Annotated in this window: 19 protein-coding genes; 3 read left to right on the forward strand and 16 right to left on the reverse strand. The window is 35.9% G+C overall.

Features of this window, described 5'->3' with window-relative positions; genetic code table 11:
- Window positions 1-12 precede the first annotated feature (12 nt).
- The gene (locus tag NQ163_RS02920) at window positions 13-2073 is read right to left on the reverse strand and encodes an acetate--CoA ligase family protein (protein ID WP_268188798.1); all 2061 of its coding nucleotides are present in this window, start codon (window positions 2071-2073) and stop codon (window positions 13-15) included.
- Between the two features lie 272 nt (window positions 2074-2345).
- On the opposite strand from NQ163_RS02920, the gene hydE reads away from it, so the two are divergent.
- The gene (gene hydE / locus NQ163_RS02925; protein ID WP_268188799.1) at window positions 2346-3437 is read left to right on the forward strand and encodes a [FeFe] hydrogenase H-cluster radical SAM maturase HydE; all 1092 of its coding nucleotides are present in this window, start codon (window positions 2346-2348) and stop codon (window positions 3435-3437) included.
- A gap of 279 nt (window positions 3438-3716) precedes the next feature.
- Window positions 3717-7514, forward strand: a complete 3798-nt coding sequence (locus NQ163_RS02930) for a sensor histidine kinase (RefSeq protein WP_268188800.1) — start codon at window positions 3717-3719, stop codon at window positions 7512-7514.
- A 39-nt stretch (window positions 7515-7553) separates the two neighbouring features.
- Here the strand turns inward: NQ163_RS02930 and NQ163_RS02935 are convergent, their stop codons facing one another.
- The 4 genes from NQ163_RS02935 to NQ163_RS02950 form a co-directional block, all read right to left on the reverse strand.
- Window positions 7554-7817: a hypothetical protein gene (locus tag NQ163_RS02935; RefSeq protein WP_268188801.1), complete on the reverse strand. Its 264-nt coding sequence runs from the start codon at window positions 7815-7817 to the stop codon at window positions 7554-7556.
- A gap of 87 nt (window positions 7818-7904) precedes the next feature.
- Window positions 7905-9338: a [FeFe] hydrogenase H-cluster radical SAM maturase HydG gene (hydG, locus tag NQ163_RS02940; RefSeq protein ID WP_268188802.1), complete on the reverse strand. Its 1434-nt coding sequence runs from the start codon at window positions 9336-9338 to the stop codon at window positions 7905-7907.
- Between the two features lie 204 nt (window positions 9339-9542).
- Window positions 9543-10793, reverse strand: coding sequence for a hypothetical protein (locus NQ163_RS02945; protein WP_268188803.1), 1251 nt, complete (start codon window positions 10791-10793; stop codon window positions 9543-9545).
- Between the two features lie 45 nt (window positions 10794-10838).
- A complete protein-coding gene (locus NQ163_RS02950; protein ID WP_268188804.1) occupies window positions 10839-12314 on the reverse strand; it encodes a DUF4270 family protein in 1476 nt (491 codons plus the stop codon).
- Between the two features lie 279 nt (window positions 12315-12593).
- Between NQ163_RS02950 and NQ163_RS02955 the strand changes: the two genes are divergently transcribed.
- Window positions 12594-13604, forward strand: a complete 1011-nt coding sequence (locus NQ163_RS02955) for a Kelch repeat-containing protein (protein ID WP_268188805.1) — start codon at window positions 12594-12596, stop codon at window positions 13602-13604.
- A 322-nt stretch (window positions 13605-13926) separates the two neighbouring features.
- Here the strand turns inward: NQ163_RS02955 and NQ163_RS02960 are convergent, their stop codons facing one another.
- From NQ163_RS02960 to NQ163_RS03010, 11 genes are read right to left on the reverse strand one after another with little or no spacing between them, the layout of a single operon-like run.
- Window positions 13927-14406 (reverse strand): NADH-quinone oxidoreductase subunit NuoE family protein, encoded by a 480-nt coding sequence (locus NQ163_RS02960; protein ID WP_268188806.1) that lies wholly within the window; start codon window positions 14404-14406, stop codon window positions 13927-13929.
- 54 nt (window positions 14407-14460) lie between these two features.
- On the reverse strand, window positions 14461-16224 hold the full coding sequence (locus tag NQ163_RS02965; RefSeq protein WP_326493313.1) for an NADH-dependent [FeFe] hydrogenase, group A6: 1764 nt from the start codon (window positions 16222-16224) through the stop codon (window positions 14461-14463).
- A 22-nt stretch (window positions 16225-16246) separates the two neighbouring features.
- Complete coding sequence (locus NQ163_RS02970; protein ID WP_268188807.1) at window positions 16247-18040, reverse strand: NADH-quinone oxidoreductase subunit NuoF; 1794 nt, start codon at window positions 18038-18040, stop codon at window positions 16247-16249.
- A 17-nt stretch (window positions 18041-18057) separates the two neighbouring features.
- Window positions 18058-18456, reverse strand: coding sequence for a (2Fe-2S) ferredoxin domain-containing protein (locus NQ163_RS02975; protein ID WP_110360354.1), 399 nt, complete (start codon window positions 18454-18456; stop codon window positions 18058-18060).
- 30 nt (window positions 18457-18486) lie between these two features.
- The gene (locus NQ163_RS02980; protein WP_268188808.1) at window positions 18487-19032 is read right to left on the reverse strand and encodes an ATP-binding protein; all 546 of its coding nucleotides are present in this window, start codon (window positions 19030-19032) and stop codon (window positions 18487-18489) included.
- 19 nt (window positions 19033-19051) lie between these two features.
- Window positions 19052-19411: a four helix bundle protein gene (locus tag NQ163_RS02985; RefSeq protein ID WP_268188871.1), complete on the reverse strand. Its 360-nt coding sequence runs from the start codon at window positions 19409-19411 to the stop codon at window positions 19052-19054.
- A 40-nt stretch (window positions 19412-19451) separates the two neighbouring features.
- A complete protein-coding gene (locus NQ163_RS02990) occupies window positions 19452-20192 on the reverse strand; it encodes a PHP domain-containing protein (RefSeq protein WP_268188809.1) in 741 nt (246 codons plus the stop codon).
- A gap of 1 nt (window position 20193) precedes the next feature.
- Window positions 20194-20535 (reverse strand): DRTGG domain-containing protein, encoded by a 342-nt coding sequence (locus tag NQ163_RS02995; protein WP_120241581.1) that lies wholly within the window; start codon window positions 20533-20535, stop codon window positions 20194-20196.
- 4 nt (window positions 20536-20539) lie between these two features.
- Window positions 20540-21907, reverse strand: a complete 1368-nt coding sequence (locus NQ163_RS03000) for a [Fe-Fe] hydrogenase large subunit C-terminal domain-containing protein (RefSeq protein WP_268188810.1) — start codon at window positions 21905-21907, stop codon at window positions 20540-20542.
- 4 nt (window positions 21908-21911) lie between these two features.
- Window positions 21912-22325, reverse strand: a complete 414-nt coding sequence (locus tag NQ163_RS03005; RefSeq protein WP_268188811.1) for an ATP-binding protein — start codon at window positions 22323-22325, stop codon at window positions 21912-21914.
- A gap of 10 nt (window positions 22326-22335) precedes the next feature.
- The gene (locus NQ163_RS03010; RefSeq protein ID WP_268188812.1) at window positions 22336-22683 is read right to left on the reverse strand and encodes a hypothetical protein; all 348 of its coding nucleotides are present in this window, start codon (window positions 22681-22683) and stop codon (window positions 22336-22338) included.
- Window positions 22684-22847 lie beyond the last annotated feature (164 nt).

The raw sequence follows: 22847 nt of genomic DNA on the forward strand, positions 1-22847 counted from the left end.
CACAAATCGTTTTTATTCTTTTTCTATTCTGATACGAGCATCAACAGCCGTAACCGCATCTTTGTTACCCAATAGTGGATTCAAGTCCATTTCGAAGATTTCGGGAGCAACTTTCATTAATGCTGCTACACGAGTTACCGCTTCAGCAAAACGATCTTCATTCACAGGTTCCTGACCTCTTACACCTTTAATGATTCCATATGAATTTAATCCTTGAATCATTTCGTGTGCTTCCTCTGTTGAAATTGGAGCAAGAGATGCTTTTACATCTTTTAATACCTCGATAAAGATCCCTCCTAAACCACACAATACCATGTGACCGAATTTCTCTTCACGTTTCGCACCAATGAATACCTCAGTACCGCTAAGCATTTGAGCCAACATTACAGCATATGTATCTTTAATCTGCATCATTCTCTTGAATTCAGAACGAACAGTTTCTTCATCTTTCACATTCAAGGTTACACCACCCACATCTGATTTGTGAACTGGCCCAACAACTTTCATCACCAATGGGAAGCCTATTTTCTTAGCCAAAGCAACGATTTCATCTTCAGTATCAGCAACACCTTCTTGTGCACGTGCAATTCCTGCAGCGTCTAACAAGTTGTGAATTTGCTCAGGACTTAAATATCCGTTATCAGCCTCGTCAACAATCTTACGAATTCCTGCTACATCAACATCTGGCAGAGCAATCTCTTCAGGCTGTGGTTTTGGTGTATTGTATACTTTCGCCAATGCGTTACCAAATACAACCTCATCAGGGAAGTTGATTCTACCCTTAGCCAGGAAGTGTTCAATCTCGTCCTTCACATTAATTACCGATGGAAGAATTGGATAGATTGGCTTCTTGCACTCTTTCATTTTCTCGTGAAGAAGATCGTATACATCATATACTGGGAATAATCCAGGACTACCGAAAATTACAGCCATTGCATCGATGTTATCAAAATCATTTTCACAAGCATCAATAATATCACCCAATTGCTGAGCAGTACCTGTTGCCAGGAAATCGATTGGATTTGCCACAGAAGAACCTGGATATAGTTTCTCTAACAATGCATCTGCTTTGGGACCATCAATATGAGGAACATCTAAACCATTGTTTGAAAGAGAGTCTGTCAACATTACTGCAGGACCACCTGCGTGAGTGATTACAGCAACATTCTTGCCTTGCAATTCAGGATGCATGAAAATTGACGCAACAGTTGCCAATTCTTCACGACCGCTACAACGAACGATACCAGCTTTCTTGAACAATGCATCAACAGCAACATCAGAGCTAGCCAAAGCACCTGTGTGCGATGAAGCAGCACGGCTACCAGCTTCTGAACTACCTGATTTAATCGCAGCAATCTTACATCCTTTGCGAATTAAAGATGAAGCGTGCTTCAATAGCATTTCAGGCTTATCAATATTTTCAATGTATAAAAGCTTTACCTTCGAACTTGTTTCCGGATCGAAGCTTTCATCCATGTATTTTAATATTTCTTCAACACCCATTTGTGCCGAGTTACCTACAGAGTAAACACTGGAGAATGACAATCCCTTAGGAACACCAGACTCCATAATGAATACAGCAGTAGCACCAGAACCTGAAATGAAATCACATCCTTTAGGATCTAAAGAAGGAATTGGAGTGGTGAAAACACCATTGTAGTTTGAGTTTAATACACCAACACAGTTAGGGCCAATTAATGAACCTCCAACAGAATTTACTGTATCAACAATCTCTTGTTCCAGCTTAGCACCTTCTTCATTCTCCTCGCTAAATCCAGCCGATAGAATAATAAATGCACGAGTATTTCTCTCTTCTGCTAAGAATTTAATTGTAGAAGGACAAAATTTAGCTGCAATAGCCAAAATCGCAAGATCTACATTAGGCAGATCCTTTGGATCTTTAAATGATTTAACACCTTGTACTTCATCCAATTTTGGATTAGCTACATACAAATCGCCTTTAAAATCTCCATCGATAAGATTTTTCAAAACCTTTCCACCAGGTTTTTGTACATCATCGGAACCACCAACTACAACTATACTTTGGGGGTTAAGTAACTGTTCGTTTATCATGTTTTGTTGTTAATAGTTTTTCAACTTTCCGACAAATATAGTAATAATCTGCTCCTATTAAGCTGATTTATCAAACAATCCGTAAGTAAAATTTAGATTTTCGCTTATCAATATTGTTATTTAGAAGCATTACTATCTCATTCCTACTCAAACGTTTTCGAAAAGTACAATATTAAGATTTAAGAGTGTTTTATTCCAAAATGTATCCAATGGTACAAAAAGCTAGAATTTTATAATTATTTTTGTCGGAGAAACAACAGATACAAAATCAGATGTCAAAAAGTATTCAACAGGTCCTGGAGCAAGACTCATTAACAAAAGAAAATATAATCCAATTGTTAAAATCAGCCGGAGAAGATGAGAAGGCATTATTTGCCAAATCATCTGAAATTAAGCTTAATTACATTGGAAAAAATGTTCATTTCAGAGGTTTGGTTGAATTCTCGAACATATGTAAAAAGGATTGTTTGTACTGTGGAATTAGAGCAGGCAACAAAAATGTTGACCGATATGACATTGCTGACCAAGAGATACTAAAGGCAGCTAAATTTGCTTACGATAACAACTACGGATCGGTAGTTCTGCAGTCTGGGGAAAGATCGGACAAAGAATTTGTTGACAGAATTGAGAATCTGCTAAAAGAAATAAAAATACTTAGCAACAACGAACTTGGGATAACCATTTCCCTGGGTGAACAAACGAAAGAAACTTACCAGCGTTGGTTCAATGCAGGAGCTCACAGATACTTACTAAGAATTGAATCGAGTAATCGTGAATTGTATGAAAAAATTCATCCCAAGAATGACAATCATGCTCATGCAACAAGATTAAAATGCTTGAAAGATTTACAGGATATCGGATATCAAACGGGAACAGGTGTAATGATTGGTATTCCATTTCAGACGTATGAAGACTTGGCCAACGATTTGCTATTCATGAAAGAGTTTGACATTGACATGGTAGGAATGGGACCATTTATTGAGCATGATGAAACTCCATTATATGAATACCGCGATCAATTGATGAGTTTAAATGACAGATTCAGATTAACTCTTAAAATGATTGCCGTTTTACGCATTTTAATGAAAGACATTAACATTGCATCAGCTACAGCCCTGCAAGCTATCGATCCTCTGGGACGAGAAAAGGCCTTAAGAATTGGCGCCAACATCATCATGCCAAATATTACTCCAACCAACGAAAGAGCTAACTATTTGCTTTATCAGAACAAACCTTGTATTGATGAAGGTGCTGATGATTGTACAAACTGCATGGAAGCCAGAATTAACATGGCCGATGGAGTGATTGGTTATGGAGAATGGGGAGATTCGAGACACTATGCAAACAGAAGGAAAAATTCTTAATCAAGAAAGCACAATTCAATAAATTCAATTTGTCTTTACTAAGTGGCATTAACTTTCGAACCATGACTCTAAAAATTACCAGGACAATTTTCATGCGACAATGAGTGAAATCATTATTTTCAGATTCACATGGCAAAATATTAGCTAAGTCTGAAATAAAATATTAACAGGTAAATAACAAAAAACTACCCCATTCGTCCATACAAACACTTTCAATTCCTTTAAAAAAATTGTACCTTAAAATGCATTAGCAAATTTAGTTACATTTAAAGGAGTATTATGAGATATTTTGTGGTGTTTTGTATGGTTCTTTGTTTGATTTTACTCCCCAATCATCATTCCAAAGCGCAACAGTATAGCTTCCAAAACTATTCCCTCGAGGAGGGTTTACCTCAATCGGAAGTTTTTAGTTTAATTCAGGACAAAAAAGGAAATTTATGGCTCGGAACCAATGGTGGTGGTATTTCTCGCTTCAATGGCAAAGAGTTCATTTCTTACGATCGTCGACATGGTTTGGCCGATAATAACATCAGGGCCCTACATCAGGATTCCAAAGAAAACTTATGGATTGGAACAAGTGTAGGTATCAGCAGTTTTAACGGCGTATCGTTTAAAAACTATGGAATTGATGATAATGTTCCAAATGCCGTTTACTTTACTGTTTTCGAAGATAAAAAAGGACGAATATGGGCCTTGGGAAACGATTTGAATGATAGACAAATCATATACAGGGAAAAAGGCCAGTTTAAGGACTTTATTAAAAAGCACGAAAATGTTTTAAACAGAACTCAAGTGAGAACCATTTTAATGGATAATGAAGGAACAATTTACATCATTACCATAGATGGCTTATTTGAATTTAAAGATGAAACCCTCTCCAGATCACCACTTAACGATCTTCCTGAATTTACAGGACAAGTTGTAGTTCCAGCTTTAATGGATGAGAAGAATCAATTGTGGTTTTCGAATTTCATTCCGAATTACGGATTTGTTTTCTACAAAATGGTAAATGGAAAACCACAAAAAATTGATCTGCCAAGCAATATTAGACCTCAAAATATCGGCTCAGTAACACTCGACTCGAATGAGCGATTGTGGATTAGTGTTTTTGGAACCGGAGTTTTGGTCATTAATGAAAAGCATAGCAAAATAATAGATGCCAGTAGAGGTTTGATTAATCCATTTATTAACAACATTGTTGAGGATAGGGAAGGAAATATATGGATGACCACAAGTGGGAATGGTTTGATCAAGTATGGCAATAACAAATTCCAATCCATCGATTTTACCAATGATGTAGGAGGCAATATTGTTCGAGCAATTATGCAGGATTCTAAAAACAATTATTGGTTTAGCATATCAGGAAAAGGAATCGTTCAGTACAAACGAAACGAACGAAAATCCTATACTCCCACTGACCATCCCGGTCTTTTAAACATTCGTGATTTTCACGAGCTGCCAAATGGAAATATTTTAATGGCTGGCTTCAATGGTTTAATCGAATTTAATGGCTCAAGATTTCGAGAGGTATCGCAACGTTATGGATTGCCAGTTGGAACAGGTATTATTGATATTCTCGAAAAAAATGGAGAAATGTGGTTTACTACTCAAGGTTTTGGAGTGATACATTACAATAAAGCTGGCAATAGAACTCAAATTACAACAGAAAGTCATGGTTTAAAAACCGATCAAATCACCAATGTTTTCGTAGATTCAAAAAATCGTGCCTGGTTCTCTCACTTCCAGGGATTAAGCATGTTCGATAAGGATACCGTAATCAACTTTGATGAAACCAATGGTTTAAATTACAAATGGGTAATGCAGGTAACCGAAGATACAAATGGTAACATTTGGGCGGCTACTTTTAGTGGTGGAATTAACAAATGGAATGGAAACAAATGGAGCTATATCACCACAGAGGACGGTTTGAGTTCGGACATTGCATACTCTATTCTTACCGATAGAAACGGAACCATTTGGGTTGGAGCGCAAAATGGTGTAGACAGAATAAACTACAATGATAGCAGTGCTGTTGAAAGCATCAGGCATTATAACAAATTTGATGGCTTTGTTGGAGTAGAAAACAACGGTTCATGTAATTATATCGACAAAAAGGGAAACCTATGGTTTGGAACCATTAATGGCGCCATGATGTTTAGCCCAACCAAAGATGTTGTTAACCCAAACCCTCCAATTATTCAATTAACTGATATTAAATTATTCTTCCGAAAAGTAAATTGGAGAGATGAAAAGTACAGCAAATGCATGTGTGGTGTTAATCCTTGGTTTCCCTTACCACAGGATCTCAACCTAACACATGATATGCATCATCTTACCTTTAAATTTGAGGCATTGAGTTATAAAGCCCCCGAGAAAGTAAAATACAAATGGAAATTGGAAGGCCTGGATCAGGAATGGTCGCCAGTAAGTGATAAGAGTGAAGCTATCTACTCCAGAATTCCGCCCGGAGAATACACTTTTAAAATAATGGCTTCGAATAGTGATGGCAAATGGACTTCATCTCCTTATGAATATCATTTTAAGATTAGGCCTCCATGGTATCAGACCTGGTGGGCAATTGCTCTTGAAATTTTAGTTTTAGCTCTTGTAGTTTACTTGATTATGATGGCTCGAATTCGAAACATTCAACAAAAAAGAATCGAGCTAGAAAAATTAGTTACTGAAAAAACAAAAGAAGTTCGTGAGCAAAAATTTGAAATTGAATCTCAAAACAAAATTCTGGCCAAGCAAAAAGATGAAATTAGCGAACAAGCACACAACCTTCAGAAATCCTATATCAACCTGATTCACTTGAATGATATTGGTAAAGTGATAACAGCTAATTTATCTGTTGAAAGTATCATTGATACAGTATACGAATCGGTAAATGAATTAATGGATGCGGCCATTTTTGGAATCGGAATCTATCAGAAAGAGAGCAATAACTTGGTATTTCCTAGAATTAAAGAAGATGGAACAAATCTGGACTCGGTTGAATTTGCTATGGAAGATGATACCAGGTTGGCAATTTACTGCTATAAAGAACAAAAAGATGTATTCATTAAAGATTTACAGAAAGAGTATCGTAAATACATCACCAAAATTATTCCTATTGAGAAATCCGGAACTCCAAAATCTGTAATCTACCTTCCGCTTAAGGTGAAAAATAAAACAATTGGGGTAATTACAGTACAAAGTTTCAAGACCAATGCTTACCAAAACTATCATTTGTCTTTATTACAAAACATTGCAGTATATGCAAGTATAGCAGTGGAAAATGCACAATCGTATCGAAAGATTGAAGCTCAAAGTAAAACATTACAAAAGGCCAACAAGGATATTAGAAGGAAAAAAGAAGAAATACAAATTAAGAATGCAGAACTAACAGAATTAAATCATGAAAAGAATCATCTCATTGGGATTATTGCTCATGATTTAAAAAATCCACTAACATCAACCATATCCATTACAGAATATTTAAAAGACAAACTATCTGCTGATAATAATTCTGAGGATTTAGAAAATGTTTCATTCATGTTAAAAGCCCTTCAAAGAATGAATCAAATGATTTCTAAAATTCTGGATATAGGTGTAATTGAATCGAAGTCTATCAATATGCAACTCGAAAAAACGAACTTAAAGAAGTTGATCGAAATGGTGAATTTGAATTTTAAAGATCACTTGCTACAAAAACAATTAAATTTGCAGCTTGATGTGAATGACACCTATGCAATGGTAGACCCTAATTACATGACACAAGTTTATGAGAATTTGGTTTCCAATGCCATTAAGTTTTCTCCAAACAACAAAAATATTCATATTAAAATCTGGGAAGAAGGCGATAAAATCAGATCCTTGGTTAGCGATGAAGGACCAGGTATTTCGGCCGAAGATCAAGGGAAACTATTTGGTAAATTTCAAGTACTAAGCTCAAAACCAACTGGTGGCGAAAAATCTACCGGGCTAGGATTATCCATCGTTAAGAAATATGTAGAAGCAATGAGAGGTAAAGTTTGGTGCGAAAGCGAACCTGGAAAAGGAGCCAACTTCTATATTGATTTAGAAAAAGCCATCTAAAAGAAAATGTCCGACAATAGTCGGACATTTTCTTTTAGATTAAGGTTGAAAAAACATATGCTGAATCTCAACACCTTCGATTGCATATATTTCTTTTTCGAACCGATCCATATCTTCTTCTGAACCAATAACCTGAATTAACATCAGGCCAAAAGGGTGACTTTCTGAATGCTCAACCTCATAAATACCTAACCTGGTTTTTATGGAATTAACGTATCGAGCCAGAATTTCTTGAACACAGCCATTTTCTTTATCCTTATCGCGGATAAGAATCCCAAAAATTCGAATTGTTGATCTTATCATCCTTACTGAATTTTGAATTAGATAATAGGGCATTAATAAGTTACAAAAAAATGCACTATTTTATAAACTCAAAATCCAATGAAATGATTAGAAATAAAGGTCGCGTTCACCTTTCTTAACCAGTTCTAAACGTTCTTCAAGCTGCTCAACCTTTTGAGTATCTTTTAGTTCTTTTTTCTTTAGTTCAATTAATTTATATCCTTTTTCTTTCATTTCCGGAGTACCGTAATCTTCAAGATATTCTGCAAGAGTAAGAATTGCGTTCTGTGTACAATATCTCTTGATAAAGCCAGGTACAGAAAATTCCATAAAATGCTCCCCTGTTCTTCCTTTACGATAACAAGCTGTACAGAATGAAGGCAAGTATTGTTTATCCAAAAGCTCATCAATTACCTCTCCAAGACTTCTGGTATCACCTATCTCAAATTGTTCATGATCTAATTTCTGTTCTTCTCTAGATTCTTCGCTATACCCTCCCAACTGGATATTGGTACCTGCATCAATTTGTGAAACTCCTAATCGAATTACTTCTTCACGAATCTCTTGAGTTTCTCTAGCTGTTAGGATTAATCCTGTGTATGGTACTGCTAATCTTAGAATAGCCACCAAACGAATAAACTCTTCGTCGCTAACTTCGTATTTTGGATCGATTGTAGAGTCTGAAGCTGCCTTAATTCTGGGGAATGAGATGGTGTGTGGACCAACATTATAACACGCCTCGAAATGATTTACATGACGCACCAGGCCCATTACATCAAATTTCCAATCAAAAAGTCCAAACAAGGCACCAATTCCAACATCATCGATTAATGCTTCCTGTGCTCGGTCTAAACCTGTCAGTCGCCAATCAAAATCAGATTTTTTTCCACTGATGTGATATTTCGCGTAAGCTTCACGATTGTAAGTTTCCTGAAAAATTTGATAAGTCCCAATTCCTGCATCTTTCACTTTCTTATATCCTTCTATATCCAAAGGTGCAGCATTAATATTCACACGACGGATTTCTCCATTACCTGATTTTACCGTATAGACCGTTTTTACGGAATCTGCAATAAAACCGGCATCATACATTGGATGTTCACCATACACCAATATCAAACGCTTCTGGCCATTATCCTCTAAGGCTTTTACATCACTTATAATCTGATCGTGTGAAAGAGTGGTTCTTTTTTGTTTTTTATTAGATGCCCTAAACCCACAATAAGTACAATTATTGGTACACTTGTTTCCGATGTATAAAGGAGCAAAAATTACAATTCTATCACCATATACTCTCTCTTTTAATGTACGAGCTCCTTCTTTAATTTCCTCAATCAATTCAGGGTCTTCAGTTTTTAAAAGTGCAGCAGTCTCCTGTAAACTCAGTCGATTCTTATCAAGTGATTTTTTAATAATTCGACGAACATTTTCCTTCGATGCGTCAGCTTCTTCAAGCATTTCCCAAATTTCAGATTCATCGATAAAAGGTTTCATCCTTTCATCCTTAATCCGATACTCTTGAGGTTTGTAGATCATTTTCATGTTATTCGCTGTATATCTTCAACTCAAGTGCTAAACAACATTTGAGTTGTATAGTATTTTGTTAGTTTTCAGCACAAAATTAATCATTATTATTTTGAAATGATTACAAATTGGAGTTTGAGGTCCAAATTTTCTATTTAAATTTTTAACACAAAAAAAACCCTTGGGTTTTTCCAAGGGTTTCGATTTAAGCATATATATTTTTTAATGATATTTTCTCTTAATAAACCAGTTTTCAAACAAGTTTAGTTCTATATTAATTTTTCCATAATCCTCTCTTACCAGATTATTGGCAGTTAAGCCCATTTGACCAAATTCAAATGACATATTAATCATTCCTTTTCCTCTTGCCAATGGCATCCCTACCCCAAAACTAAAGCCTCTTGTCGTAATCCTCTCGTCTCTAACCTCCATGTAGCCAGTATCATAAAACGCTCCAAAACGATAGGTCAACTTCTTAAAAAACTTGGTTGCATAACCATCATTTGCTTTATATATGGTTGCAAATGAAAACTTATTACGATCAACCAACTGATTCTCCTTTTCAAATTTTTTAGTTTCGCTCCATTTTTCTAATAAATAATCGGCTCCAAACCAAAGCTGCTTTCCTTTGTTAACCCCTAAAGAAAGGCCTAATATTTCTGGTACTTCATATCTTCCATGACGCGTGTCTTTATAACTAATCGTCCCCAAGTTCACTACCTCAACCTCTCTCTTGGCTCTAATTCCAATTTTGGGTTGATACTTCATCCCAAGAACAATAGAGTTATCCTTAAAGTTGAATTGATATTGCGCACCGACATTAAAATTTAATCCCGATGAAATTAACTTTGAAGTATTTAGGTAAGTTGAAGCAGTTCCACCTTGCGGTAGAATTGACTCGTCTCTGCTATTATTTCCAAATATATAAATCCCATTTACACCCAAAGATAAATTCTTCGTAAGTTGAAAACCATTTGATAACACCAATTGATTTAGTCCTCCAGTTCCTTTTAAAGAACGAACAACATAGTCTGTTCCTCCTTCAATAAACTCAACATTAGTGATATCGTAGCCTAAACTTGTATAGGGAACTAAAGAAACTGCCACACCATAACCAGGAGCTGCCTTAAAACCAAATGCTAATTTAGAAAAGTTTAAATCATTAAAGGTATCATCGTCATTCCCTTGCTTTAACCTACTAAATTTAGCACTCATTCCAAATTGGAATATAAACTTCAAGCTATCTAATTGAGAAAGCGCAGCTGGATTATTTATATTTAAAACACTACCATCACTATATGACAAACTTGCCATACCAGTAGAGTTTACAATATCGTGAGTCATCAACTCTCCATAGCCATAATAAGAATATGGGGAACTTGTATTATTTTGTGCTTTAAGATCAGAAGAGATCAAAATTATTCCCATTACTGACAAAAAGCAGAATTTACCAACAGATTTTAAGCTTTTCATTAATCTAGCCATATATTTTGTAAATATTTTTCTTAACTCTCACTATTATCGCTGAATTACGTAGGTTACCTTCAATTTCATCCTATAATCAGAATCCGGATCATCTTCAATAATCAAACGATCATATGTATTTCCTACAGCCTCCTTCTGAATCCCAATCAAAATAGCATCCTCGTATTCCTTACCGCCTACAACAACATTATTCACATAAGAAGTTACATCAACGGAATAAAATGTTTCGTCCTTATTCTGAAGGTTATCATTTACCTTAAAGGCTAAAGCCGAATTGTTAACACCAGGAATAACCGATTTAAATTCATTATCTTCATTTGTGTTATACAAGATCAAACTTGTTATTCTAGAATCTTTGTCAGCTGTAGGCAAAGGGAATAATTCATCATCAAAACTATCATTTCCGGGATACATTATTAATTCTGCCTTTAAAACGCCTCCAGCTATTCCTAATTTTTTTAGGTTTTCTATGTAAGGAATGTTTATTTTGGTATACAAACCAATACCACCTTGAATAAATGTTAAATGATCAGTCTGCTCAGACTCCAATTCATTCTCTTGTTTGATTAAGCGATCTAAGCCCTGCGGTGTACTTGAACGATCAGAGGAATAATTTGTAAAACTCATTTGTTCGTCTGGTCCGTTTGTTACAATTTGAAAATCATGAAACTTTTGCTTCCCTGCATCTTCATAATCTGTTTCATGATAATACAGTCTTAATTTCAACTTCCCATCACCAATTGGAGCTTGCCACATCACCGTATTTTCATCTCCCGGTCTAATAATCAAACCCTTAACAAACTTATGCCATTGGTTCTCATTATTAAATATCTCACTTTCTGTATTAACAGAATCTACAATTTCTTTACCCAATGCAATTGCATCTGCATTTTCCATTTTTATGAAGATACCTTTGCCATAGTATTTTTCACTATAATCAATATCCCCATTTGTTCCATGACTATCTATAATCTGGTCAAATTTTGATTGTTTAACTGGTTTTAGAACAAACTCTGTATCCAGAAGTGGGTTTTCATTGTAATCAAATTTAGAATGAGCATAATAAGAAAATTCATTATCCGGCAATTCAATTTCCTCTGACAATTGATTAATTATTATTCTCTGCGGTTGTAATGTATCTCCAAAATATTCTTTATTTGGATATGCCATAAACACCAATGAATCGAACTCTATGTTAATATTAGCCCCTTCGCTACTTACTGGCTTTTTAAATCCACCGCCATAATCAAGCACACCATAATACTCTGTTTTTACATCTCCTAAGAATTCATCCTGGTATCTTCCCAAAATAGCTTTTTTAAACCCCGAAGTAACCAAGGAATCTAAGATTACAGTTGAACTTTTTATCGTGAGCGAATCGATAAGAACAACTTCCGAGTTTTCATCAATCAAATTGTCTCCGATTTTATGTTCTTCAAATTTGTTTGAGTTACAACTAACAAATAAACTTAGTGTTAACAGCAATAAAAGTACATGGTTTGTTCTCATTCTCATAATTTAAAATACGAATCATATAACCCAAGGAGCTAACACCAACTTATGATTAATTACCAACCTTTGTCATATTTTTGGATAACGCACAAATATAAATAAAATATTGACACTATCGAATTTATTCTTTAATTGGTAAAATTTGTTAAATACAGCTTATTTTTACTGTCTAAAAATGAACTTATGGATTTTTATTTTATATTTGTCGTCTACATAATTTTAGGATGTTTTAAACACTAGTAAGAAATTAAAAATTAATTGATAAAATCATAACAAATGAAACAACGACTATTAATAGTATTATTTGCATTATCTCTATTTTTTACCAGCTGTGGTAGCGATAATGATTTAGTGGGTAACTGGATTAAAAGTTCTTCATTTGAAGGACGTGCTAGAAGCGGTGCCGTAAGCTTTGTAATTGGTGATTACGCTTATGTTGGTACAGGTTATGATGGAAAGGACGTATTAAAGACGTTTTACAAGTACAGTCTTCAAGATGGTTGGAGCAAAATTCAGAATGATTTCCCTGGTGTAGCAAGAAGAGAAGCTGTAGCTTTCGAAGCTAACGGAAAAGTATACGTTGGTCTTGGAGTAGATGATGATGATGAAAGATTGGGTGATTTCTTCGAATTTGACCCAACTACAGATACTTGGAATTCAACTGCAATTGATATGACAGGAGGCCCATCAGCAAGACAAGGTGCCATTGCTTTTTCAATTAATGGTGTTGGATACGTTGGTACTGGTTATGGTTTCCAGGAAGGTGAAGACCGTACGCGTTTGAAAGATTTCTACAAATACGATGGAAATTGGACAAAAATAGCATTTGATGGTGAAAAATCGAGAAACTCTACAGCATTTGTAATTGAAGACAAAGCATACGTTGTTTCAGGAGAAAACAGCATGAAATATGTATGGGAGTATGATCCTGCAAAAGTGACCAATACATTTAATGGATGGACAAGAAAAGAAGATCTTGATGATGATAACCGTTGGGAAGATGTACAACGCTCACAAGCTGTTTCTTTTGTAATCAATGGTAAAGGCTATATCGCAACTGGTGTAAGTTCTGGTTTAAAAAGAGACGTTTGGGAGTATAATCCAAGCAGAGATGAGTGGGATGAAAAGACAGAGCTTGAAAGTCCGGAAGTTCAAGCAAGACAGGATGCTGTTGCATTTACCTTAAACAACAGAGGTTTTGTTACTACAGGTAGTACATCAGGTTTTTACTTTGATGACATGTGGGAATTCAACCCAACAATGGATGAAGACGATAAGGATAACTAGAAATTAATCTTATAATCTCAAAAGCCGTTTCAAATTTGAAACGGCTTTTTTTATACCTTAAATTCTAAATAAACCTTTAAAAGGAATAATCAAAGCATTTTCTCATTTAGAAATAAATAACAGCAATTGCATCGTTATAAAACTTCCTTCAATAGCTACTATTCCAGTCTCTTAAGGCAACAAAAATCATCAAAATATCCTATAAATTAGTATCACATTATTATTTATTTAACAAGTTTTAACATTTACTTGTTAATAAACGTTAACAAAAAACCCTCCGACAAAACTGCCAGAGGGTTTAATTTTATATCAAATCAGGTATTTACGATTGATACTCTTTGATGATATCTGCTACATCACCAGCAGCAACACGTCCATAAACACGCTCGCCGATAGTAACAACTGGCGCTAAACCACAAGCTCCTACACAACGCAAGCAACTAATAGAGAATTTACCATCCTCTGTGGTTTCTCCTACTGGCACATCAAGTTGACGCTTGAATTCTTCCAGTACTTTTTCAGCACCTCTTACATAACAAGCAGTTCCCATACAGATTGAGATTGGGAATTCTCCTTTAGGTACCATTGAAAAGAATGAGTAAAATGTTACAACACCATAAACATGAGCAACAGCTACATTCAATTCACGAGCAATGATTTCCTGAACTTCCGCAGGCAGGTAACCAAAAGTCTCCTGAGCCTTATGAAGCACATTAATCAACTCGCTTCCTTCATTATTAAATGATTTGCAAATCTCCACAAGTGTATCCACTTTGGATTTTGCTAATTTAATTTTTGCCATAATATAAACTCCTTATATTAATTGGATTTAATAATCCAGACGGTTCAAAATAATTTATTCAATCTCGATTTCGTTACTCTTATCAAAATAATGAGTATGCAACAATTTATGAGATAATTCGCTACATGGCTTACCCAAGAATTCTTCATACAATTTAATAATGTATGGATTCTCATGTGACTTACGGATTGCTTTTCCTTCATCTTCACGATAAAGAGCTGCCGCACGCTTCTTCAAAATTGAAGAGTCGCCATGGTGCAATGGCTGACCACCACCACCAATACAACCACCAGGACAAGCCATGATTTCAATTGCATGATATTGTGATTTACCATCTCTGATATCTTCAAGAAGTTTACGTGCATTACCTAAACCATGAGCAATACCAATATTAATTGGAAGACCATCGAAATCTACAGTTGCGCTACGGATACCTTCCATACCACGCAATGCATCGAAATCAACCTTTTCAAGAGTTTTTCCTGTATAAACTTCGTAAGCAGTACGAGCAGCAGCTTCGATTACACCACCTGTAGCACCAAAGATTACACCTGCACCAGTTGATTCACCAAGTGGATTATCAAAATCTTCTTCTGGAAGAGTTGTTAAATCCATATTAGCTTGCTTAATCAAATTCGCCAACTCACGAGTAGAAATTGAATAGTTTACATCAGGATCACCATCTACTTTAAACTCGTCACGCTGACACTCATACTTTTTAGCCAAACAAGGCATAATTGATACAACAATCATATCCTCACGCTTCACACCCATCTTATCTGCAAGATAAGTTTTAGCAATAGGGCCAAACATTTGCTGAGGAGAACGAGCCGTTGAAGGAATATCCTTCATATCTGGGAAGTGGTGCTCGAAAAAGTTCACCCAACCTGGACAACATGAAGTTAAGATAGGAAGTTTAACATCCTTATCTCCATCAAGGTGTTTCTGCAAGCGTTCAAGCAACTCAGTACCTTCCTCCATAATTGTAAGATCGGCAGCAAAATCAGTATCGAATACGCTATTGAAACCTAATCTGCGTAATGCAGAAACCATTTTACCGGTAACCAAAGTACCAGCTTCCATTCCAAACTCTTCACCCAAAGCAGCACGTACAGCAGGAGCTGTTTGCACAACAACAGTTTTCTTAGGATCAGCAAGATCTCTAATCAATTGATTCGTGTGATCTTTCTCAGTTAATGCACCTGTAGGACATACAGCTACACACTGACCGCAATAAGTACAAGTTGATTTCTCTAAATCCATTTCGAAAGCTGGAGCTACAACAGATTCAAAACCTCTGTTTACTGCAGAAAGAGCTCCTACAGTTTGTACATCATTACACATTGTTTCACAACGACGACACATGATACACTTATCCATATCACGGATAATAGATGGAGAGTAATCCACTTTATAAGTTGACTGTTCACCTTTGTAGTGTAATTCGCGTACGCCAAACTGGTGCGCCATGGTTTGCAAATCACAATTTCCTGATTTTGCACAAACCAAACAATCAAATGGGTGATCAGAAAGCATCAACTCCATTACAGTTTTACGAGCATTTAACACTCTCATGTTGTGAGTATGAATAACCATTCCTTCCTCACATTTTGAGTTACAAGAAGGTGCCAAGTTACGACGGCCTTCTACCTCAACAACACAAATTCGACATCCGCCAGGCTTGTGTTCAATGCCCATATCTCCCAAGTGCATATAACAAAGCGTTGGAATTTCGATTCCTAACTCCTTTGCTGCTTCATAAATAGTAGTTCCATGAGGTACTTCTATTTGTTTATTATCAATGGTTAATTTGATCATTTTTTCCATTTTAAGATCCTCCTTACTGAATGCTAATCGCATTAAACTTACATTTCTCCATACAAGCACCACACTTGATACACTTAGCTGTATCGATAATGTGAGCTTCCTTACGATCTCCGGCAATACAATCAACCGGACAGTTGCGAGCACAAAGCGTACATCCAACACAAAGCTCAGGATCAATCACATACTGCATTAATGCCTTACACTGACCAGATGGACATTTGTGTTCCTCAACGTGAGCGATATATTCATCGTAGAAGTTTTCAATTGTAGAAAGAACAGGATTTGGTGATGTCTGTCCTAACCCACAAAGAGAAGTATCTTTAATTACAGTACTTAAATTTCTCAATAAATCAAGATCTTCCTTAGTACCTTTTCCTTCAGTAATTTTATCCAATAATTCGTATAAACGCTTGTTACCTACACGACATGGAGTACACTTACCACATGATTCCTCAACAGTAAAATCAAGGTAGAATTTTGCAACAGAAACCATACAGTCATCTTCATCCATTACAATCATACCACCTGATCCCATCATAGAACCAACAGCCAGAAGGTTATCAAAATCAATTGGAGTATCCAAGTGTTTTTCAGTCAAACATCCACCTGATGGACCACCTGTTTGAACAGCCTTGAATTTCTTACCATCTTTGATACCACCACCAATTTCGTAAATTACTTCACGAAGAGTGGTTCCCATTGGAACCTCGATCAAACCAACGTTATTGATCTTACCTGCCAAAGCAAATACTTTAGTACCAGTCGATTTTTCTGTACCAATTTTATTGAACCAACCAGCACCCTTATTAATGATAACAGGAATATTGGCGAAAGTTTCAACGTTGTTTACGTTTGTAGGCTTTCCATTATAACCTGATTCCGCTGGGAATGGAGGTTTAACAGTAGGCTCTCCACGAAGACCTTCCATAGAGTGAATCAATGCAGTCTCCTCACCACATACGAAAGCACCAGCTCCATAACGCATTTCAACATCAAAGTTAAAACCAGAACCAAGAATATCATTTCCTAACAAACCATATTCTCTAGCTTGAGCGATAGCCACTTTCAAACGTTCAATTGCCAGTGGATACTCAGCACGGATATAGATCACACCTTTATCAGCACCCATTGTATAACCACAAATAGCCATTGCCTCTAGTACTGAGTGTGGATCTCCCTCAAGGATAGAACGGTCCATAAATGCTCCTGGATCTCCCTCATCAGCATTACAAACCACATATTTCTGATCAGCATCGTTTTTAGAAGCAAATTCCCACTTCAAACCTGTTGGGAATCCCCCACCTCCTCGTCCACGAAGACCAGATTCCTTAATTTCATCGATTACAGCCTGTGGAGTCATCTCTGTCAAACACTTTCCAAGAGCTGCGTATCCTTCAGTAGCAATATATTCATCGATATTTTCAGGATTAATAAAACCACAGTTACGCAATGCAATACGAATCTGCTTTTTATAAAATCCCATATGCTTAGAGTCACTAACAACTTCCTTCTTTTCAGGATCGGTGTAAAGCAAACGCATTACTTTACGTCCTTTAATGATATGCTCTTCGATAATTTCTTCTGCATCTTCAGGCTTAACTTCAATATAGAAGGTATTATCAGGAAGAATTTTTACAATTGGCCCTTTTTCACAAAATCCAAAGCAACCTGTCATTACTACCTGAACCTCTTCCTCAAGCCCTTTAGCTTTTAGAGCATCCTGTAGATTATTTTGAATAGCCTCACTTGCAGATGCACGACATCCTGTACCTCCACAAATAAGAATATGCATTTTGTACTTTTCCATAATTGCGTTTTCTTTTGTTAGTTGTTGTCAATAGTTTTGTAGTTAACAGGAATAATGCCGTCTACTAATTCACCTTGCTTGATGTATTTTTCAATAACTTCATCAGCTTTCTTAAGATCAACATCTCCAAAAACAACAGGCTCTTTACCTGGCATTGTTACTTCAATTGTTGGTTCTGCATAGCAGTATCCCATACAACCTGTTTGAGTAACAATAGAATTAATACCTCTTTTGGCTGTAGCTTCAATTAGAAACTCCATTACCTCTTTTGCTCCTGATGCAATTCCGCAAGTTGCCATACCAACTTTAATTTGCACCTGAGCTTCCGGATCGTTGCTTTTCTCCCTAAGATCCATCTTTGCATGCAGCTCTTCTTTTATCTTCTTCAGATCTGCAAGGGATTTAACTTTTGCCATAATCTCAAATTATTAAAGGTTAGAATTTAATTATCTATATAATATTGTGTTTAGGTTCTCTTTAATCATTTCCTTCAGGTATTTCATGATATTCGCATCCGAAATCGGCATACCATCCAAAACTTCCTTCACTTCTTTTGTATCAAAAACATATTCCCCTTCATCGGTAACATGCGTGTAAATAAAATCCATTTCCGGATTCGCTCCTACCAACAAAACCATTGTTCCCGCAATATCTCCTAATGTAGGGCGATCAAGGTGCTTGTGCGAAAAAATTGCTTCCAATTCAGTCCCAACACCTTCTTTCGAACTGATTTCCATCCTTCCTCCTGTCATTTCCGCATTTTGCTTTAGCAAAGACAGGCCCAACCCAACCTTTCGTGTGGTTCTGGTTGTAAAAAATGGATCAATCGCCTTCGCCAGCATCTCTTCAGACATTCCAAAGCCATTGTCTTTAATTGAGATTGAAAACAAGTCCTCTTTCATACTTTCTGTAATTTTCAATTCAACCAAAGATGCTTCAGCTCTCACTGAATTCTGGATGATATCCATAATATGCATCGACAAATCTTTCAATTTTATCAGCTTTTAGCTATTAGCCATTGGCTTTTAGCTTTGTTATTAAACTATTGACCATTTTTTCTTCTTTTTGAATCAGATCAATTATTTCTTTTATTTCATCCTCTTTTACAAATTTAAGCTCTTCACTTATAATCAATTGTGTCTCTAATTCGAAAAGAGATCCCAAAGCAATATCTAAATATCGCCTAAAGTCAGAATCACTGTTTCTACTGCATCCTTCAGCAATGTTAGAAGGCACTGAAACTGCTGCTCTACACATCTGACTTCTCAATCCATATTTTTCAGTTTCAGGGAGCAAATCAACAATTCGATAAGTCATTTTCACTATCGTAACTCCTTGTTGCCAAATATTTAACTTCCTAAAATCCTTCATCACTTTCTAATAGCTAAAGGCTAAAAGCCAACAGCATATTTTATTCTATTTCAACTCTTCTTCCCCCTTCACCTCTCAACGCCTTCTTTACCTCTTCAAAATTCAATTGTTCTAGATAAAAATTAGTCCACGTATTGCCTATATTTTCAACATAATGCGCATCCGAACTTTTAATAAAGTTGTATTCGCTCAAATACTTATTTTTTTTTAAGAACTCTTCTTTTGTTATATGATGAGAGAGTTCCAATGCATCCACGTTCAAATCGGGAGGTAAAAACCCTAATTGACTGATGATACTATTCATCATTTTATTGATGTGAGCAGGAATAAATAATCCTTCCAAATCATGAACTTTTCTTTCAATTTCTTCAATACTCTGACTCAATCCTGAAATCAGGAGGCATTCTACTTCATCAACAATTTCTTCCTTTTCATTAACCACTACCTGGTATCCGAATTTATTTTCGTCATTAGGTATTTTTGGCAAATGTTGATCCAGGTATTTCTGAAAATCCGAAAGTTTGTCCTCATCCTTAAAAAAGCACAAGCAGTGTACCTCCTCCTTGGTGGTTACCTCTGCTCCCATCAGAACCATAATTCCTTCCTTTACAGCCAATTCTTTAATTAGCGGTGCATGCAATGTTGAATTGTGGTCCGTTATTCCCAATATGTCAATTCCACGTTCTCTGGCTTTTTGAACAATATTAACCGGGCTCATCTCCAAGTCTCCGCAGGGAGATAAAACAGTATGCGTATGCAAATCTGCCCGGTACTTTCTCATTCTATTTTGCCTGATTTATGATTTCATATAGTTTTCCTGTCAGCTCAAAAGCTTCCTCCTCTGAAGAAAGAATTGGAATTCCTTCCTCATTGCTTTGTTCTGCAGCATCAGCTTCTGGTTCATAACCTTTTACCAAAACAATGGCTGCCAATTCTTTTAAAGAAGCAATTGCCATGATATTCTTATGAGTTTGCAATGTCACCCAAACATGGTTTTCATCAGCATTTCCCATAACATCGCTTAACAAATCCGAAGTATAACCTCCTTCAATTTCACGATTCAATCCATTTGCACCTGAGCAAACTTTCAGACCTAACTTTTCAACTATATCTTGTACTATCATGGTATTAATGATCGTTTAAATTCTTTTTTTCAAATCTGCTTTTTCCCCAAGTATCTTCTGAAATATCGAATGACTCCTGAGGAGATATTAAACCTTCTTTGGTTAACATTTTTTGAAGAAAAACACATTGTGTCATTTTAGCTTTTCCCTGAACCACATCTTCTGCCAAAGCTTGGCAGCGTGGTGCACCACAAGCTCCACAATCGATTCCGGGAAGGACTTTCATAATACGATTGATTTTCTTCATCTTCTTCATGGCAACCATCATATCCGAATCCAAACTTAAAATCGATCGTGGTTCCACTTTATCTATTCCTATATTCTCCTGAAGGTATGTTTTATACAAATCAATTTCTCTTTCCGGCATAATCATAGGCTTGTTCCTATGATACCATGCAGCACGTTTCCTCAAGCGTTCAATTGCAAGAAAACGATTTTCTGTAGCTAATACACCTCCAGCACAAGAGTGATCACATGCTCGAAGTTCTAAAAAGTCAACATCAGTTATTTCTTCGTTCTCCAACTTTTCCAAAACTTCAATTACATTATGAATTTCATCAATTGCCAAACACCTTCCTGAATATCTCGAAGCCTCACCTGTTGTAAGTGTCCAACCAATACTTCTTCGAGACATATGTATATTTTCTGGGTATTTTTTAGTTTCCTTCTTACTATTCTTAATACTAAGCAGAACCTTATTGTAAATGAAATCCATATTAATAACTCCATCTATTAAGGATTTCTCCTCTCCCACAGGGCTTTTTACTGCAGCAATTTTTGCAGCACAAGGAGTCACGTAAAAAATCCCTATTTCGTTTTGTGCATATCCTTTATCTTGCAGTTTCTTGCGATAAAACTGCGCCGAAATATCAATTACAGGTTTTAGCCGAATGATATTATCTACTAAAGCTGGAAATTTAACCTGTATCAAACGAACTATTGCCGGACAAAAACTAGAAATAAAAGGTCTCTCCTGATGATGCTTGTGCATGAATTTTTTAGTAGAATCAATCAAGGCATCAACAGCACCATCTACCTCATAAACATGCGTAAATCCAAGGTCTTTAATTTCATTATAGATTTGAACTTCGGAAACGTCATCTGGAAATTGTCCCAATAGAACAGTAGGTAAAAGAGCTACTCTCTGTTTATAGTTAAAAATTTGAGTAAAGTCATCCTGCTCCACAATAATCGCATTAACAGGACAAGCTTTCAAACATTCACCACAATCAACACAAGCATTTTTATTAATATCAGCAATACCATTTTTTACACGAATTGCAGCAGTTGGGCATACGTTCATACAGTGTGTACATCCGATACACACTTCATCAACTACCTTTAATGCGTGATAAAAATGAATCTGCTCCATTATTCTATCCGAAATAATTTATGATTTCAAGCTCTGTACCAACATCAACTTTGCTAGTGATGTTCATTTTATCGGAATTACGTTTGATGTTTGGCAAGCCCATTCCAGCACCGAATCCCATTTCTCTTACCTGCGGAGTAGCTGTAGAGTATCCCTCTTGCATCGCCTGATCAATATCAGGAATCCCCGGGCCTCTATCTTCAATCTTCACGACAATCTTGTCAGTGTCGATATCCACATTCATATTGCCTTCAAATGCATGAGCCACAACATTAACTTCTGCCTCATACAATGAAACCACTGTTCTTTTTATAATTTTAGGGTTTACATTTAACTGTTTAAGTATCTTTTTCACTTCACTTGAAGCTGATCCTGCTTTAGAAAAATTACCGCCCTCAATTTCAAACTTAAATTCCATTCTCGTCTATTTAATATACAGGTTGTAAACCTATCTCATTTAAAATTGAACAAGCTCTGAACATTGAATGACTACATTCGATTAAGGTAATCTCATTCTCACATGCCAATTCTTTCATTTCCACTGTAGCTTTCTTATCTCGTACAAATAAAATAAAAGATATATCAGACATTTCCGATGTTCGAATGGTCTGCAGATTATTTAAACCTGTTATTAAAAGAAGATTTTCTGTATCTATTGTTAGTACATCACTCATTAAATCCGAAGCAAATCCAAATTGAATTTCTTGATTCATATCACCGCTTCCACAAATAACACGTGCATTAAGTTTATCAACCACATCTACCACTTTCACCATTATCGCAGTATTAAGTTATGTTTATCTTTTTAGTCTTTCTTAATGGCACTAAGATAAGAATTTGAGGTATATTAATAAATGATATTTAAAGGAATAGATCTATTTTAATCAAATACATAATTAGTCTAAATAATACCGTATAAACTATCAATTCTAAATAAAAA

The sequence above is a fragment of the Marinifilum sp. D737 genome, assembly GCF_026672275.1.
GTDB lineage: Bacteria > Bacteroidota > Bacteroidia > Bacteroidales > Marinifilaceae > Marinifilum.